18 protein-coding genes and 1 riboswitch are annotated in these 17,082 nt (G+C 41.3%); of the genes, 3 read left to right on the forward strand and 15 right to left on the reverse strand.

From position 1 onward, the window contains the following. Window positions 1–644: 644 nt before the first annotated feature. On the forward strand, window positions 645–1,106 hold the full coding sequence (locus tag ACJZU6_RS00895) for an RNA-binding protein (protein ID WP_080158891.1): 462 nt from the start codon (window positions 645–647) through the stop codon (window positions 1,104–1,106). Here ACJZU6_RS00895 and murI read toward each other — a convergent pair. From murI to btuB, 4 genes are all read right to left on the reverse strand, one after another. Continuing rightward, a complete protein-coding gene (murI, locus tag ACJZU6_RS00900; RefSeq protein ID WP_080158890.1) occupies window positions 1,075–1,875 on the reverse strand; it encodes a glutamate racemase in 801 nt (266 codons plus the stop codon). The genes ACJZU6_RS00895 and murI overlap by 32 nt on opposite strands. 14 nt (window positions 1,876–1,889) lie before the next feature. Further along, window positions 1,890–2,588 carry an ATPase gene (locus ACJZU6_RS00905; RefSeq protein ID WP_080158889.1) on the reverse strand — a complete coding sequence of 233 codons (699 nt, stop codon included), beginning with the start codon at window positions 2,586–2,588 and terminating at the stop codon, window positions 1,890–1,892. Between the two features lie 46 nt (window positions 2,589–2,634). Further along, window positions 2,635–3,957, reverse strand: coding sequence for an IS4 family transposase (locus tag ACJZU6_RS00910; RefSeq protein ID WP_408900521.1), 1,323 nt, complete (start codon window positions 3,955–3,957; stop codon window positions 2,635–2,637). 128 nt (window positions 3,958–4,085) lie between these two features. Continuing rightward, on the reverse strand, window positions 4,086–5,918 hold the full coding sequence (gene btuB, locus ACJZU6_RS00915; protein WP_408900522.1) for a TonB-dependent vitamin B12 receptor: 1,833 nt from the start codon (window positions 5,916–5,918) through the stop codon (window positions 4,086–4,088). A 32-nt stretch (window positions 5,919–5,950) separates the two neighbouring features. Further along, window positions 5,951–6,187, reverse strand: a riboswitch (cobalamin riboswitch). 147 nt (window positions 6,188–6,334) lie between these two features. Between btuB and trmA the strand changes: the two genes are divergently transcribed. Next, the gene (gene trmA, locus ACJZU6_RS00920) at window positions 6,335–7,441 is read left to right on the forward strand and encodes a tRNA (uridine(54)-C5)-methyltransferase TrmA (RefSeq protein ID WP_080158887.1); all 1,107 of its coding nucleotides are present in this window, start codon (window positions 6,335–6,337) and stop codon (window positions 7,439–7,441) included. A gap of 77 nt (window positions 7,442–7,518) precedes the next feature. Here trmA and ACJZU6_RS00925 read toward each other — a convergent pair whose 3' ends face one another. Both ACJZU6_RS00925 and fabR read right to left on the reverse strand, forming a co-directional pair. Then, complete coding sequence (locus ACJZU6_RS00925; protein ID WP_080158886.1) at window positions 7,519–7,890, reverse strand: YijD family membrane protein; 372 nt, start codon at window positions 7,888–7,890, stop codon at window positions 7,519–7,521. A 27-nt stretch (window positions 7,891–7,917) separates the two neighbouring features. Beyond that, the gene (gene fabR / locus ACJZU6_RS00930) at window positions 7,918–8,550 is read right to left on the reverse strand and encodes an HTH-type transcriptional repressor FabR (RefSeq protein WP_080158885.1); all 633 of its coding nucleotides are present in this window, start codon (window positions 8,548–8,550) and stop codon (window positions 7,918–7,920) included. A gap of 319 nt (window positions 8,551–8,869) precedes the next feature. Here fabR and sthA point away from each other — a divergent pair, with 319 nt between their 5' ends. Beyond that, window positions 8,870–10,285: a Si-specific NAD(P)(+) transhydrogenase gene (sthA, locus tag ACJZU6_RS00935; protein WP_080158884.1), complete on the forward strand. Its 1,416-nt coding sequence runs from the start codon at window positions 8,870–8,872 to the stop codon at window positions 10,283–10,285. Window positions 10,286–10,378: 93 nt separating this feature from the next. Here the strand turns inward: sthA and cysQ are convergent, their stop codons facing one another. The 9 genes from cysQ to gspH form a co-directional block, all read right to left on the reverse strand. Continuing rightward, window positions 10,379–11,212 carry a 3'(2'),5'-bisphosphate nucleotidase CysQ gene (gene cysQ, locus ACJZU6_RS00940; protein WP_080158883.1) on the reverse strand — a complete coding sequence of 278 codons (834 nt, stop codon included), beginning with the start codon at window positions 11,210–11,212 and terminating at the stop codon, window positions 10,379–10,381. A gap of 3 nt (window positions 11,213–11,215) precedes the next feature. Further along, window positions 11,216–11,773, reverse strand: coding sequence for an ADP compounds hydrolase NudE (nudE, locus tag ACJZU6_RS00945; protein WP_107238088.1), 558 nt, complete (start codon window positions 11,771–11,773; stop codon window positions 11,216–11,218). A 143-nt stretch (window positions 11,774–11,916) separates the two neighbouring features. Beyond that, entirely contained in the window at window positions 11,917–12,675 is a 759-nt protein-coding gene (locus tag ACJZU6_RS00950) for a type II secretion system protein N (protein ID WP_408900523.1), read from the reverse strand. 2 nt (window positions 12,676–12,677) lie between these two features. Further along, window positions 12,678–13,160, reverse strand: a complete 483-nt coding sequence (locus ACJZU6_RS00955; RefSeq protein ID WP_080158880.1) for a type II secretion system protein M — start codon at window positions 13,158–13,160, stop codon at window positions 12,678–12,680. Continuing rightward, window positions 13,160–14,479, reverse strand: coding sequence for a type II secretion system protein GspL (gene gspL, locus ACJZU6_RS00960; protein WP_327770072.1), 1,320 nt, complete (start codon window positions 14,477–14,479; stop codon window positions 13,160–13,162). Before gspL ends, ACJZU6_RS00955 begins: the two co-directional genes overlap by 1 nt. Continuing rightward, on the reverse strand, window positions 14,448–15,482 hold the full coding sequence (gene gspK / locus ACJZU6_RS00965) for a type II secretion system minor pseudopilin GspK (RefSeq protein WP_080158878.1): 1,035 nt from the start codon (window positions 15,480–15,482) through the stop codon (window positions 14,448–14,450). The genes gspL and gspK overlap by 32 nt, the downstream gene beginning before the upstream one ends. Then, window positions 15,479–16,126 (reverse strand): type II secretion system minor pseudopilin GspJ, encoded by a 648-nt coding sequence (gene gspJ / locus ACJZU6_RS00970; protein WP_080158877.1) that lies wholly within the window; start codon window positions 16,124–16,126, stop codon window positions 15,479–15,481. Before gspJ ends, gspK begins: the two co-directional genes overlap by 4 nt. Then, on the reverse strand, window positions 16,113–16,472 hold the full coding sequence (gene gspI / locus ACJZU6_RS00975) for a type II secretion system minor pseudopilin GspI (protein ID WP_408900524.1): 360 nt from the start codon (window positions 16,470–16,472) through the stop codon (window positions 16,113–16,115). The genes gspJ and gspI overlap by 14 nt, the downstream gene beginning before the upstream one ends. Next, window positions 16,472–17,080 carry a type II secretion system minor pseudopilin GspH gene (gene gspH, locus ACJZU6_RS00980; protein ID WP_408900904.1) on the reverse strand — a complete coding sequence of 203 codons (609 nt, stop codon included), beginning with the start codon at window positions 17,078–17,080 and terminating at the stop codon, window positions 16,472–16,474. The genes gspI and gspH overlap by 1 nt, the downstream gene beginning before the upstream one ends. Window positions 17,081–17,082 lie beyond the last annotated feature (2 nt).

Consider the following 17,082-nt stretch of genomic DNA (forward strand, 5'->3'; position numbering starts at 1 on the left):
TTAAAGCTATTATCGTTCCAACAGAACGATAATGAATTGACTGTGCCAAAACAACTTACGTTATTTTGTATTGGTCACTCAGTTCATTGATAAATCTTTCGACTTAACTATTCAACGAGTGCCCACACAGATTGCATGGTCAAATTGTTAAAGAACGTTGACTTTCAATGCCTTAGCGCTTTGCGCTTCAGCAAGTCAGGTGGCGTATGATACGCACCATCCAAATAAAGTCAAGAAGAAATTTTAGTTTAAAATATCTTATTGACTCTCTTCTCACTATAGAAGTAAAAAGAAAATGTTTTTGCAAAACAATCATCTTGATATTCATCGAATTACAAACTAATTATTTAATTTAAAGCTAGTATCAAAAGTTTGAACTTGATCGGCTGTTTAACCGTACCGCCTTTCGATGGAGCCGCATTATAGAGACTTTGATCACTCTGACAAGCCTTTTTAAAAAAAAATAATGTAATTGCTGATTATTTCATCTAATGTGAACTATGTGTTTGTAATAAGCTCATACGAGTATATTTATACTCAATTATTATGGATTACAGACCATTAAAATTGGCATCATTGTAAGCTTGATGTTAAAACACCCATTAACGCATTCTTCTCTTTCCCTTTTGAGATGTACTTTAAATATGAAATCAAATAACCAAACCACAATAACAGTGATTGCTATCGCTATCATTGGCGCCTTAATCTTTAGTATGTTCAGTAGTACTCCACCAGCCATTAGTTTTGCGCTTGGTGCGATGCTAACAGGATTGGCGTTGCACTTTATGCAAGAAAATAAAAATCTCATCCTCGATGAATTAGATCCTTCTCAAAGTAGCAAAACCCTTTATGTTGGCAACCTTCCTTACCGTGCTAATGAGAGCGACGTAAAAAACCTTTTTGCAGAGCATGGCGATGTTTTTGCTGTGCGTCTAATGAAGGATAAACGCACAGGTAAACGTAGAGGCTTTGGTTTTGTTGTTATGAATAGTCAAGACGCAGAACATGCCATTGATCAACTCAACAACCAAGAATATGGCCAACGTACCCTAAAAGTACGTGAAGCTAATGAACCTAAAAATGCGGATAGTTTAGATCTTGAATAATATCTAATTGCATTTCATTTAAGCTTTTATTCAGCGCCGCAGCATCTGATGTTGCGGCGCTGCTATATGTAACGTTCTTTATCAGCGGCGTTATAGGTGACATTACTTCAGTTGGTAACGCTAATAATAATGCCACGCGCTTAGCGATCGCTTTACCTGAATCGATAACATTTACTTGATGTCTTAGCGCCAATAGGATTTCTTGTTTTATTAGTGGAAAATGCGTACAACCTAAAATAATACTATCTACAGTACCTTGCCATGGTGCTAAAATTTCAGCTAATTCATCCATATCAACCGACTTACCGCGTAGCTTTTGCTCTGCCATCTCCACCAATCGGGTCGAACCAATCATCTTAACTTCACAGCCATTAGCAAATTGTTGTACTAATTGATGAGTATAAGCTCGATTAACGGTTGCAGGTGTTGCTAATAAACCAATCGATTTTGTTTGGCTAATCAATGCGGCAGGTTTTATTGCTGGAACAACGCCAACGACGGGTATTGTTAACTGCTGACGTAACGAAGGCAAAACGATAGTACTGGCCGTATTACAGGCGATAACCACCAAATCAGCCTGATACTGATTAGCTAATAACGTCACAATATAATTAGTACGCTTTATTAATGTTGCGTCATCTAATTCACCATAGGGGAAAGCGGCATTATCGAAAGCGTAAATAAACTGTACTTGAGGTAGTAAAGCATGGATCTCTTGATACACCGATAAACCGCCCACCCCTGAATCAAAAATGACAACTTTTTTCACTACCACTTACCTTATTACGATATCGAGTCGTTATGATACTGCGATGAGTCAGTCTCTACCAGTGTATAGCGTTGATAACAAAACCGTGAATCAGTCTCACACTCTAACCAAGTCAGATTAAGTGGTTGTTGATAAAAAGGGCCATCGACAACTAACGAATGAAACTCTCCATTCTCACCACAGAGATCAGTGGTCGGTGGTAATTCAGTTAATAATTGATGATCAAACCAACGCCCGCAGAAATGTATATCCAATTGGGTACTATCAATGGTAACCAATTTTGTTTTAATACCACATTCAATTATTTCATTCGCTAGCTGATGACTAGGTTGTCCAAGCAATGGAAACACACAGGCCCAGCCTGCAGGTTCAATATATTGGCGGCGATAATCGACAATACCATTACAAAACAAATCACCAAAAGCGACACTATCAAACTGTAACTCACAATTTTTCAACCCATCAACAATCGCTTGTTGATAAACATCATTAGCGGGAAACACCTTCGGTAATTCAATTAACACTAAAGGTAAACCGATGAGCAAGGCTTGTTGTTTAACAATCTCAATTGGCGTTGCTTGAAAAGGAACATCGTTACCCACATAAGTCGTATAAAGTCCAATAACCTCATAATTAGGATCGTTCATTAACCGCCATAACGTTAATGCTGAATCCTTACCTGATGACCAACTAATAATCACGCTTTGTTTCATATTTATCACCATCAAAAAGGCCGCACAATGGCGTAATGCATGTGAATTAAGATAATTTACGCTTCCTTGAAGGCCTAGTCGCATAGCGACTAGGCCTTTTCTTTACTGCCCTTGGATAACTTCTTTCCTGCCTTTCTGGTAGTACAAAGCTTTCTGCCATATCAAGTATATATCTCAATATTTCAGGATACCGACCAGCTGCAACCGCTGGTAATAGTTGAAGTTGGCTTGTTAAGAATATCAAGGCTTGCTTAAAGCCTATTTGATACGGCATGACACTTTTTAATGAGTATGCCATTTGGCACATCATGAACCGTAACAAGTTATAAGCTAATAACATTCCCCATAATTCTTGAGTCACTAGCGCTGGCGTTTTGCTTCTTAACGTTATCGTTCCTTGTAACATATATTGTTTCATTTCTCGGTAACCCAGCTCAATCTCCCAACGGTGGCTATAAAGCTCTGCAATATCAGCGCCTATATAACGTTTGGGATCGGTCATTGACGTTAATAATTTCACTTCGCGACCTTTGATCGTGGTTGTCACTAAGCGTGCTTCCATTGTCACGGGCGCATCAATCCACTTTTTTCGAGCTTGTGGCGACAAGGTTAACTCTATGAGTTCTTGGCCTTTACCTAGCTTTCTTAACGTTTTGTATTGGGCGCCTTTACGTAATGGGATAAGCCAATGCCTTTCTTGCCCCGTACTTTGCCATTTATGCAGTAAGCCTAAGGCGTAAAAACCACGATCAAACAGCGTTAGGCTATGATCTGGCGCTTTTTCAATGAGTTGGGCTGTTAAATCAACCTCACTGACAGAAACAGAATCAAATGCAGCGCTATTTAAAAGGTGGCTAGTTAGTTCCATATGGCAAACCATACGCACTTGAGGATAATCGGATGTTGTTGTTTTATTGCCTGTTCTTGAAAATGCTTGGTCATTTTCTTTTGTGTCTGGCGTACGCCAGACAACACCATCGACAGCATGCAATGTGAGACCATGCCAATCCGGATGAGGTGTTTTCTCATGCCACAACTGTTGTGTTTTATTAAAGACAGCTTCTACTGGTTCATGCCCTAATTTCTTACGAGCATGAATCACAGCACTTGGGGCAACAAATGGCTTTTTTCCTGGTAATAGGATGTCTAATTGAGACACCACTTTGCTCATCGACAAATGTCGATAAAGTGACATACCAACGACACTCCAAACCATTAACTCCATTGGTAATCTTCGTTTTCGAATAGTTGTAACACCTGTATCTAGAAGGCATTGGTCAATAAGTGTTGGACAAAGTAAGTCTGATAAGCCGTTTAATTTATCAGCTGAGAAGGCATGTATCTGTTCAAGTGCTTGTCTTAAAAACATAAAAAAATCCAAGTGCATTAAATACACTTGGATTTTTACACATCTACAGGATCGTTCAACTGATCATTTTGGGCTTAACTGATCAGCATTACGCACAATGGCGGCCTTGAACTATAAAAAATCACACATTAGAACTGATAATTAATGCTGGTATAGTAAGTTCGACCCGGCATTACGTAACCACCAGCTGTTTCGTAGTCTTCATTTAAAAGGTTCGCTACTCGCCCTTTTAAAGCAAGCTTGGGTTGTAGCCAGTATGTTAAGGCAATATCCCACGTATCATATGCTGATAGCTCAGTATCTGAAATATCTGGTCGTTTACCGTGATACTGGTACGTCACTGCGGTATCTAGATCACCATAACTCGCGCTACCGACCCATTTAAATGAGAATTTTTCACGACGTATAAGCTGTTGGCCTTCACTATCTCGAGGATCTTTAAAATCAAAGTTTAGCTGGTGAGTAATAATACCCGTATCAAAGTCAGCTTCGACTTCAACACCTTTAATTTTACTTTCCCCTTTAACGTTGTCATACGATGGCGTGCCGCCGACATAAGCAATTAAATCATCAATGCGCATTTGATAAGCCGTAACAGCAACGCTCGCAATATCGTAATCAGCATGCAGCGAAACATCGATATTTTTTGATGTTTCCGGATTTAAATTAGGGTTACCCGTTGACCAAGCACTTTTAACGTAAAGTTGGTAAAGATTAGGGGCTTTAAATGCTGTGCCGTACGAACCACGTAACTGAATATTGTCATTTAAATACCAGCCACCAGCAATATTATACGTTGAATGGGTACCATACTGCTGATTATCATCCAGACGAACACTGGTTTCGATACTAACTGGAGAGTAATCCCATAAGCCAATCGCATAATAACCAGTATTATCGCGTACTTTATTACCCGCAAACCCCGTTAAATCATTCCACTGCTCTTGGCGCCAATCAATACCGCCACTCACTGACAATGTTGATAGTAATTGATATTGGTTATGCCATTGAACATTACGTTGGTGATATTGGTCCTTACGATTAACGGCGTTGGTTTTATCGATCAGGTCAAGATTATCTTGTTTTTGGTAATCAAGAATCAACGATGACTTATAGCTATCCTGCGCATATTTTAAACCCGCAGAATAATCATTAAATTCAGTTTCTGATCTCACATACTGATGGCCAGAATACACACTTGACCCATCATATTGGGAATGATTTTTATACCAACGAGTAGCGACAAAGCCCGAAATTTGATCGGTAAATTGGTGATGCAGTGCTAATGATGCATTACGGCTATCAAAACCATGTTTATCGCCATCATTCAATCCTGGTTGAGGATGAACATTATAGCCTTTATCGTTTTCATAACCGGCTGCAACTTGTAATACGCTATTATCACCGATTTTATACGCACCAGAAACATTCGCCTCTTGATAATTATGGCTACCAATACCCAAATCTAATTTCGTTTTTGATGGCGTATCTGTTCCTGTTAAGGTAATGATATTGATCACACCACCAATAGCTTCAGAGCCATAAATTGCCGCGCGAGCACCACGAGTAAATTCAATCCGCTGTACTTGAGTTAATGGAATTTGATTGAAATCTACATTACCCGCCACGGAGCGAGCCATACGAATACCATCAACCAAAACTAAAACTTGATCTGAGTTTGCACCACGAACAAAGATACTAGAACTTTGCCCACGCCCACCATTTTGAGTGATCTGTACCCCAGGTAATAAGCTCAACACTTCAGTGAGTGTTTTAGCTTGTACTTTATCGATGTCTTGACGAGTCACAACATTAAAAGGAGCTAATACTGAGGTTATAGGTTGTTCAAAGCGGTTAGCGGTTACCACCATCACATCATCAGATGTAGTGTCTGCTGCAAATGAAGCAAAAGAAGGGAGACACAACGACGCTACCGTCGCTGCTAAAAGGGATTTTTTCATTACAATTGTCCTAAGTCGCGTTTATAACAAAGCAATATGCTTGTCTTGCTGGTTGGTATTCGGACTTAAGAGCATGACCATCAGGTCGCCTAGGCAACAACTTCCCATTGCCACTATACTAAATAATACTGTGATTATTTGTAGGGAGCATCAACAGTGTTTGGATTACATCCATGTGCGTTCGTTCTCTATTACCGCTGCGCGTCAGTTACGGATTCACACCGTATTCCCGAGCCTTCCAAGGCTTAACCAGCACAGCGCGAATGCTAGTGTTGTATTGCTTTTATGTCTAGTTTTGTTTGGTATTAGTTATGAATTTTTGGATACATGAATATTTTAATTTGGATCAACACTGGACATCAGTGTGCAATACAATAAAATCTGCGGTCTTATTTTGAGCAGTCGAGGCACACACTATGACATCCACCGTCCTTAATATCGCTGATTACCAGCCCCAGTTGGATGAAAAAGCAGCGCGTATTCAAGATCTACTTAGTGATTTTGAAACGCCTGAATTAGAGGTGTTTGCCTCTCCTGCAGAGCATTACCGTATGCGTGCAGAGTTTCGTGTTTGGCACGAAGGCGAAGAGCTGTATTACATCATGTTTAATCAACACACCCGTGAAAAATACCGTGTTGATCAATTCCCGGCTGCAAGTCGTTTAATTAATGATGTAATGCCAATGTTGCTTGAAGCAATTAAGCCAATAAAAACCCTGCGTCACAAACTGTTCCAAGTAGATTTCTTATCTACGTTAAGTGGTGAAATTTTAGTTTCGATGTTGTATCACCGTCAACTTGATGATGAATGGACAGTCGCAGCCAAACAGCTAAAGCAACGCTTAAATGATGAAGGGTTTAAACTAAACCTTATCGGTCGTGCGCGTAAGATGAAAATCGTCTTAGATCAAGATTACGTTATTGAACAATTAAAGGTTCACGATAAAGCACTGACTTACAAGCAAGTTGAAAATAGCTTTACCCAACCTAACGGTGAAGTTGCACAGAAGATGCTGGAATGGGCTGTCGATTGTACTCAAGACAGTGCAGGTGATTTACTGGAATTGTATTGTGGTAATGGTAATTTCTCATTAGCACTTGCACCAAACTTTGAGCGAGTACTGGCAACTGAACTAGCAAAACCATCGGTTGATTCAGCACAATACAATATTGCGGTAAACAATATTGAAAACGTACAAATTATTCGTATGTCTGCGGAAGACTTTACTGATGCAATGGCAGGTAAACGTGAATTCCGTCGTCTAAAAGATCAGAATGTTGATTTACAAAGCTATAACTGCAACACCATTTTTGTCGATCCACCACGTTCAGGTATGGATGATGGTACTTGCCGCATGGTACAAGGCTACGACAACATCATGTATATCTCATGTAACCCAGAGACATTACGTGACAATTTAGCCATCTTAACTGAAACCCACAATATTACTCGATTTGCCTTATTTGACCAATTCCCTTACACCCACCATATGGAAGCCGGTGTATTACTAGAGCGCAAATAAGCAGTGATCCTCAAAAGATAAAAATAAAAAAGGCGCTATCAGCGCCTTTTTCTTTTTCAAATAACAGCAAGTATTACTTACGCTGCTTTTTGGTCTTTCTTATCCATGACACCCATTTTGTACGACACCCAAAATAGCAATGCCAATGTAATCATTAATGGAATGAAATTTGATCCCATATCAGGGTATTCAGCACGAATAAATGCCGCATAACCAAATACCCCAACGAAGAAACATGCACTAGCAAGTGCAGGCACGCCTTCTGCCATCGGTTTACGCATGTATTCTTGATATAAACAGTACACTGCCATAGCAAATGCCAAGACAGGGAAAATAGAGAATGTTACATAACTTGAAAACAATACCGCCAAAGTACCGTAGCCACAAATACCTGTTATTACAGACAAAATAAGTGTCTTACGCTCAGCTTTAAGTTGTTGCTTTTCCATATATACTTCACCAAAATCAAAATAAGATTATAGTTTCTGCCTGAGCTCTCGACGCTCACGCTCTTTACGGTACCAATAAGCACCTTTTGCAATCATTCTAAGTTGCATAATCAGTCTTTCTGCATGCTCAGCACGAGCATGACAATCTAGATCAAGGGCCTCTGCTCCTGAACTAAAGACCAATGTTACTGACGCTTCAGCTTGTGTATAAGCTTCTTCATGAGTTACCCCAGTTTTCGCTTCAAGATACTCAGTCAGTTCAGCCACAAAATGTTGTATTTCTCGTACAACCGCAGCACGAAAAGCCGTTGATGTACCAGAACGCTCACGAAGCAGTAAGCGGAATACGTTAGGACTACTTTCTATAAATTCCATAAAAGTCTCTACCGAGGTACGGATCACGCTGCCTTCAGTAGCAATACGCTGTCGAGCTTGACGCATTAATTGACGAAGAATTAACCCCCCCTCATCAACCATGGTTAACCCCAATTCATCCATGTCTTTAAAGTGACGGTAGAATGATGTTGGAGCAATACCCGCTTCACGCGCAACTTCACGTAGACTTAAATTAGAAAAACTTCGCTCGGCACTTAACTGGCTAAAAGCGGCATCAATCAATGAACGCCGAGTTTTTTCTTTTTGCTGAGCCCTAATTCCCATCAATTATCTGCTTCTCTGTGATTTTATTACAATGATACTCTGTTTACACAGTAACATCTGCGCCATAGCAACGACGCGAGACTCTCACATAGTAAAGCGAGAGCGCGACTGACGCAAAGCTAGATTGAGATCAATTACGATTTTACGTCACAAAACGTGGCGCTGGTTTAATAACCAATCTCGATCCATACCGATTGATTAATGATAAAAACTTCGTGAGCCGCTTCGAGATATCGTCATTCCCCCATGCATCGTTATCTGGTAAATCGTTACCATAATGTTAATGTAAAATGGAAAGACATAATCAAGGAATGACTTTATGACAAATAACCTACCTGCTTCTCAAAACCATTTTGATGTCATCATTATTGGTAGTGGTCCTGGCGGTGAAGGGGCGGCAATGGGGCTAACGAAGGCTGGATTTAAAGTCGCAATTATCGAACGCGAAGACAGTGTCGGAGGCGGTTGCACCCACTGGGGAACCATTCCATCAAAATCATTACGTCATGCCGTCAGTCGTATTATCGAATTTAACCAAAATCCTCTGTATTGTAATGACACCTCGACCCTCCACCGAACCTTTAGTCAAATATTGCACCACGCAACTGAAGTTGTGAGTAAACAAACTCGAATGCGACAAGGGTTTTATGATCGCAACCATTGCCAAATCATTCATGGTGAAGCGCAATTTATTAGCTCATATAGTGTCAGTGTTACCACCCATGATGGCAGTGTTGACCATTTTAGTGCTGAGCGATTTATTATTGCCACGGGCTCTCGTCCCTACCAACCCGCTACCGTTGATTTCACGCATCCCCGTGTTTATGACAGCGATTCAATTTTACAATTAGCCCATGATCCTCGACATATTTTAATTTATGGCGCTGGGGTTATTGGCTGTGAATACGCGTCTATTTTTAGAGGACTTGGGGTCAAAGTTGATTTGGTTAACACTCGCCAACGACTATTAGAATTTCTTGATAATGAGATGTCTGATTCGTTGTCTTATCACCTTAGTAATACGGGTACTATGGTTCGTAATGATGAGGTTTTTGAAACTATTGAAGCTACAGATAACGGGGTTATTCTGCACTTGCAATCAGGTAAGAAAATGCGAGCAGACTGCTTACTGTATGCCAATGGCCGTACCGGTAATACTGACAAACTAGCCCTAGATAAGGTCGGTTTAGAGGCTGATTCTCGTGGGCAACTACAGGTGAATAATAACTACCAAACCGCAGTTGAGCATATCTATGCCGTGGGTGATGTTATAGGTTACCCTAGCCTAGCCAGTGCCGCCTATGATCAAGGACGTTTTGTCGCGCAAGCAATCAGTACCGGTAAAGCGCAAGGACAATTAATTGCAAATATTCCAACCGGAATTTATACCCTGCCAGAAATCAGTTCTGTCGGCCAAACAGAGCAACAGTTAACCGCTGCAAAAATTCCTTATGAAGTGGGTCGCTCGCAATTTAAACATTTAGCTCGAGCTCAGATCGCAGGTACAGAAGTCGGCAGTTTGAAAATATTATTTCACCGTGAAACCAAAGCTATTTTAGGTATTCACTGCTTTGGTGAACGAGCGGCTGAAATCATTCATATCGGCCAAGCTATCATGGAGCAAAAAGGGGAAGGCAATACCATTGAATATTTTGCCAATACCACCTTTAACTATCCAACCATGGCAGAAGCGTTTCGCGTTGCGGCATTAAATGGCCTTAACCGTTTGTTCTAGAATCACCATTGATAGTCTCTTATTGGTGAGCCATAAATAACCGACACAAAAAACGGAACCATTGAGGCTCCGTTTTTGTATGTGGTCGATGAACTATTCTGCGCCCATTAAGCGATCATCTGCCGTTAGAATCGATGCCCACGGTAATTGCTCATCGCCAAGCACAATAAAGTTTGGATTTTCTAAAGTCTGACGCTGGTTATAAGATAATGGCGTTATATGGGTATTAAAAATACGTCCGCCCGCTTCTTCAACAATACACTGAGTCGCAGCAGTATCCCACTCACCCGTAGGCCCTAATCGTAGGTAGCAATCAGCGCCCCCTTCCGCAACTAAACAAGCTTTTAGCGAAGCAGAGCCTAATGCAACGAGATCATAATGATATTGGCTATCAAACCGCGCCTTAGTGGTATCAATATCTTGTCGACGGCTAATAGCGATAGTTAACCCACGTAATGGCAACTGATGTTTAGTCGTTGAGATCGTACTGGTTTCACCAGCCGCAGTTATTTTATGTGCCCCTTGACCTTGCGCCGCATAATACGTCACGCCAGATACAGGCGCATACACCACTCCCATTACCGGCTTATTATTATCAATTAACGCGATAATTGTCGCGAAATCACCACTACCCGCTATAAACTCTTGAGTACCATCTAAGGGATCGATTAACCAATAGCGGGGCCACTGACTACGTTCAGCTAATGCTATTGCGGTGTCTTCCTCTGACAGTACGGGAATGTCAGGGGTTAATTGGGATAATCGCTCAATCACTAATTTATTAGCCGCTAAATCAGCGCTAGTTACTGGCGTATTATCTGATTTGATTTGCTGCTCAAACTGTCCTTGTTGATAAATATCTAAGATCAACCGACCTGATTCTTGGGCAATATCGATAACATCAGTAATAAGATGGTTTAATGTCATTGGTCATTCCTCGCAAGCTAAATACTTCAGCGCTAAAAATAAGGCACTGATACTACGCGCTTCGGCAAAATCTAGGTGATTAAGTAGCTCTTCTGCTTGAGCTAATGGCCACCGTACAATTTCTAGAGGCTCAGGTTCATCACCTTCTAAACGCTCAGGATATAAATCTTGTCCCACAAACAATGTCATTCGACTTGAAAAATACGATGGCGCTAAAATCACTTCTTTTAAGGGATGCAATCGCTGTGCACCAAAGCCTATTTCTTCTTTTAACTCACGGTTTGCCGCTGCTAATGCACTTTCACCAGCATCAATTAATCCTTTCGGAAAACCTAATTCATAACGCTCAGTACCGGCAGAATATTCACGAATCAATAATAAATCACCATCAGCAGTGACAGGTACGATTAATACCGCATGACGACCACTTGGCTGCATACGCTCATAAGTACGCTCGACACCATTAGAAAAACGTAAATCCAATGATTCAATTTTAAAGAGTCGTGATTGTGCTACAACCTCGGCTGCTAAGATTTGGGGTTTATCTTTGCTGAACGCCATTTATAAGGCCCTGTTTAATGAAAAGCATTACCAGAATAAGAAAAGCTTACGCGAATTAAAAGTAAATAATCATCAGAAATAACAAGGCAGCCGTAATCGACTGCCTATTATTAATAAATTAATAATTAAAACGGTAACCAACGCTACAAACGTCCTGAATACTTCAGTGAATACTGCCCCTTGGTGTTAGGGTCGCCTAACCATTTTAATTGTGCCGCTAACTTCTCAGGGAACGTTGCCCCAGGTTTAAACCAACCATTAAGTTTATAATGACGGTTAGTGGCTAAATTAGCATGCCAGTCACTACTCACATTCGACGAGGTTTGCTTTACTTTAGCGACAATCGCACCTTTTTCACAACTAAGATCACCAAAAACAGGCCCAGGTTTAATCGTTCCCATCGGCGTTTCTGCCGCACCTTGAACCCAAGCTAATGTTGCATTCAACGTTTTACAATAAGGGGCAGCATAATGATAATTTCTAACCGTGAGTTCTAAATTACCATCGATAGATACTGGAACAGGAAGCTGCGCTTGTGATACGGCTTGCGCCGCAGGCATCGATAACAGCAGTTTTTCAGCAAATGGACCAGATAAGCTGTAACCCACTAAACCTTGTCCTTGTAACTGCCATTCACTGCCTTTACCAAAGCGAACATTAAACGCTAATTCACCTTGCAATAATCGTCCTAATTGCATATCCCATTGCAACCGACCAAAAGGTTGATTTTGCCAGCGTACATTGGCTGCCGATCCTTGCCATGGTGTACCTGATATCCCTTCTATAGCGAGACCTTGTATTTTAGGCGCAGACTGCCACAACCAACTGGTGGGAAGATGAGTGACTAAACTTGCTATAAATACCGCACCAAAACTGACACCAATCGCTAATTTAAATTTCACGCTTATCCTCGCCCTAACTGCAAACGGTTAACTTCAACCATACCGTTTTTATCGGTTTTTGAGAGATCAATAAACTGCGTATTAATACCGAAACTCTGCTGCAAATACACCAGCCAATTAACAAGCGTATCAAACGGCAGTGGTTGCACCCACACTTGTAACGCATCATTACGTGGCTGCATTCGAATCAAATCAATTTTAAATCGCGTCGTGGTTTCATTAATAACTTGGTTAAGTCCCTCATCACTCACATTTACCGTTCCACCCGCACGTTTAAGTGCTGTAATTTGATTCGCTTTATGCTCAACCCAGTTTAATAACTGACGCTGTTGATTGATTTTATTTTGAGCATCAGCTGCACGTTGATTTAACGGTTGCCATACTCCCCAATAAAGAATTGCAATCACTAACGCGCTGCCAGCCCCAAGCAGTAAATGTTGTTCTCGTTGACTGAGGGCTTTCCACCATGACTTTATCTCTGCCATTAGGCTTTTCTCCTCAATACCACAGCGCCACTAACTAAATTATCTTCTTTGGTTAACTGGCCTTGATCAACCACAAACTGGGTCGCTAATGCACTGCGTAATTGTTCAAAATCTTGAAATCCTGCCGCCGTTGCCTGCAAGCGCAATTCGCCTCGAGTTTGATCATATTTAAGGTTAACAATCTTAATCGTTGGCACTTTCGTTAATGCGGGCTTTAATTCGCTTAACCACATTAGCATGCCATTTTGTTCACCATGTCCACCTAAACTCTTTAATGCCGCATTCATTTGATTTTTCAAATAACTCTGCGAAGGAATACGTTTAAACTGTGGCAAAACTTGACGAAAAATACGCTCACTTTCAGCTCGATACGCATTTGCTTGTTGTTCTAAACGCTGCGTAGTTAGTACTTGCTCACCAATAAGCGCAATTAATACCACTGCCGCCGTGATTGCAACTTTGCGCCATGGTTGTAAATGCTTACGCCATGCTGCTTGTGGTTTATACGGCCCTGATAACAAGGTAGCTTTAGATTCTGCAGCCCCTATCGCCAACAGCTGCATTACCAATTCCGGCGCTTGTGGTTGCCAATGACCTGGGGTGTTTGATGGTGCTGGCGTATAGTGATGAATCGTCACTTGCGCCAAACTCTCCGTCGCCGCAACAATCGATTCGACTTCTTCAGCTAATAGTTCTGCTTCAACCTCGACGGCAGTATCACCATTGTCGTCGTCAGCAGTATCGACAGGGGTTTCAATGATTATGGGTGCTTTTTGAGCGGTGATCCATGCACCTAACCAACTAGAGTCAGCACACACGCCCATTGCTTCTGATTGTCGAATGAGCCATTGTCCATCAATTTCAGCCGCACTATAGCCATCATTAAACATAGGCAAACATAAACAATCTGGAATCAGTTTTTTAAGCTCAATGCCACATTCACTAAATGCCGCTAACCATGCCTCTATTTTTTGGTGCTCGATAATTGCAACTGTCGCAATATCATTATCACGTTTCAATAATTGCACATGTAAACTATCGACATCTTGAGCCAGCTCTTCTTCAAGTAAATACGGTAATACTGCCGCTAACTGACGGCTACTGCCGGCAGGGATCGCGACTTGTGTTAACAGCATCTCACTGGTTGGTACTAAACCATAAACAGGACGAGTAATAGCATATTCAGTTAATTCACCTAGTTGGTTAATATCAGCTAACTGACCCGAGGCTATCACTTCATTTTGCAGTGGCGACCAGACTAGCCATTGCACCGGCATTTCCGGCCGGCTACTTAGCCTTATCGTCAGAAATTCGCTCACGGATTCCTCCATACTGGCGACGAACGACCGTCACCTTGTTCTTATCATCACGATTAAATAATGCCACGGCTCGCACTCGGGCACGGTCTACTTTTATTTCAGCATCTAACGAAAAATAATGACTGGTAACAGTTAAATATTTTTCCATTTCAGTTGCCGTCTTATCTTTTCCTGAATCCGCATTTTTCACTGGCGGTTGTGGCACTAACTTCATAAAATCAGCCACACTGTCCCACACAGTATGCTTATTATCACGATCACGAATAATTTTTTTCGCATCATCTAATGATAACGACGGTGCAAATAAGGCAGACAGCAACACTGCTTGTTTTTCGGTAATGGTATTCACATTAAGCAACATCTCATCGGTCGGTAACGCACAGATTAACCCTTTGAGTTGCTCATAAATTTTATTCGATACACCGTTAATCGCTCTAAACTCACTGCCATCAGCCAGCCAATCATTGGCAGTTACATAAGGAGGCTGAAAGCTTTCATAAGTACTGTCTTCCGCGCCGTAAGCTGACTCAACTGTGGTGTTATCATCCACAAACTCCCAACTTGAATCTGCGATCACTTCAGCTTCGTAGTCATCTACACCTGATTCTGTAAGAATGTTTTGTAAATACTTCACTAAAAAAGGCTGCTTACTACTACCAGCACTCGCCTTAATATTTTTAAAAGCATTAAGATTAAAACAGGTCTGTTTATCCGTTAAATTGCCACTGATTACCGCATTACTGTCTAGAGGGTAACTTTGCTCACCGACAGCCCATGCTTGGGTTAAGTTTACGGTTTTACTGTCTTTAAGGCTTTGTTTTAAAGCTTGTGATGCTAATGCTTCAATTCCTAAGCTGTACCAATAACTTTGTTGATGCTCGACTTGGTTTTGAACGCGATGAAAATTGAGTTGCAACCGCTCTGTCATTTGTACCGCTAACAAACTCATCAAGGCAACAAGCAATAACACCACAATCAGTGCGACCCCGCGTTGCTTTATCATCCCTCTTGCTCCTGCTTGTTACTCGTCAACGAAGAAGTGGGTAATAAATAAATCCGCTCAATCTCACCCAATTTTTTTAAGGTCATAATAACTTTGATACCCGCAGGCAAGGTCTTGGCTTTATCCCATTTTTGGTGCCATTGTTTATCATAATAAAATTCAAACTTTAAATCGGTGACACCCGTTAATAACACGCGTACCAACGGCTTAGCCCCCGTCACAGTATCAGGGTAACGAAACCATACCCGCTCTAAGTTATCGTCGATAATACGATAACCGACACGCGTAACATCACCACGAGGAAACATTGCTTGCGGATTTTGCCAACCACCACGAACAAAAGTGATTCCTTCACTGCTTGAATCTAATAAATACTCACTCGCCTGGAGAATATTATCCGTTGGTTTTTCAGCATCAGATCTAAATTTACGCGCCACAATCTGTCGAAAATCATTATCCATCATGATCATGGTGCGTTGAATGGCTTGTAAGCGTTGATTGTGATCTTTAGATTGCGCATCACTGCGCAACACATTGGTTAACACTTGATTGGCAGATAAGCTCAACATCGCAAATACCGCAATCGCCACCAGAACTTCCAACAAAGTAAACCCTTGTTGACGTCGATAATTAATTGCTGACATAGGTCTTTACCGTAATAACTGAATGTTTGCGCTGCGAATCGGTAGCCACCGAGACTTCAATTTGGCGCAAGAGCTTTTGTTGTGTTTTAGAGCTAGTAACAGTCCAATACCATTCTCGATCGGCTAAAGTTGATTTACCACGCTTAACTGAGCTTGGGTACTCGCCACTTAAATGCAATTGCGCTAATTCATTATCAACCACCATTGATGCCAGCGTTTTCTGTTCTAAATAACCTAAGCTATTTAAGTTTTGACTGACTGCTCGCACCACACTTAATGCTGCGACGGCAAAAATAGCTAACGCAACCAACACTTCTAACAATGTGAACCCTTGTGAGCGTTTCATTACGATCGCTCCTGCGCTGATAACGCTTGCGCAGACAGGTATTGTTCCAATGTTTCCCCTGGGGCTAATAACACTAAATTCCCCACTTCATCCGCAACAACTTGCCAAAATTGATGTTGCTTATCAACTTCAAAACTGACCGTAAATGGGGTGTATTCACCACTCGCCATCACCACAATTTGTGGCGGTAGTTGTTTCTGTTCCTGATCAGGCTTTTTAAATATGTCGTCATTTTTAAACATTGAATCAGATTTAAAAAGTCGGTCCTTATCTTTCCATGCTCCGCCAATAGCCACTGTTGTCGTAATACCGGCCTCAAGTTTGACATCAGTAAAAAATTTAACGTCTTCTAGCGGCTGCCAACCATCTTGAGTTAATTTTAAAAAATGGTATTGATGGGGTTCGATACGAATACCATAATCGACCCCATTTAACATTGCATCTTCACCCAAGAGTTGAGCTAAATGATGAAAGCGTTGCGCCTGTTCTTTGACCTCATCACGTTTATTATTGGGTAACGTCGATACCACAGCGACCGCACTGGTGGCTAATAACACTAACACCAACATAATTTCAATTAGAGTAAAACCTGCATTCCGTTTCATCATCA

Source organism: Photobacterium piscicola (assembly GCF_046058925.1).
In the GTDB taxonomy this organism is placed as follows: Bacteria; Pseudomonadota; Gammaproteobacteria; order Enterobacterales; family Vibrionaceae; genus Photobacterium; species Photobacterium piscicola.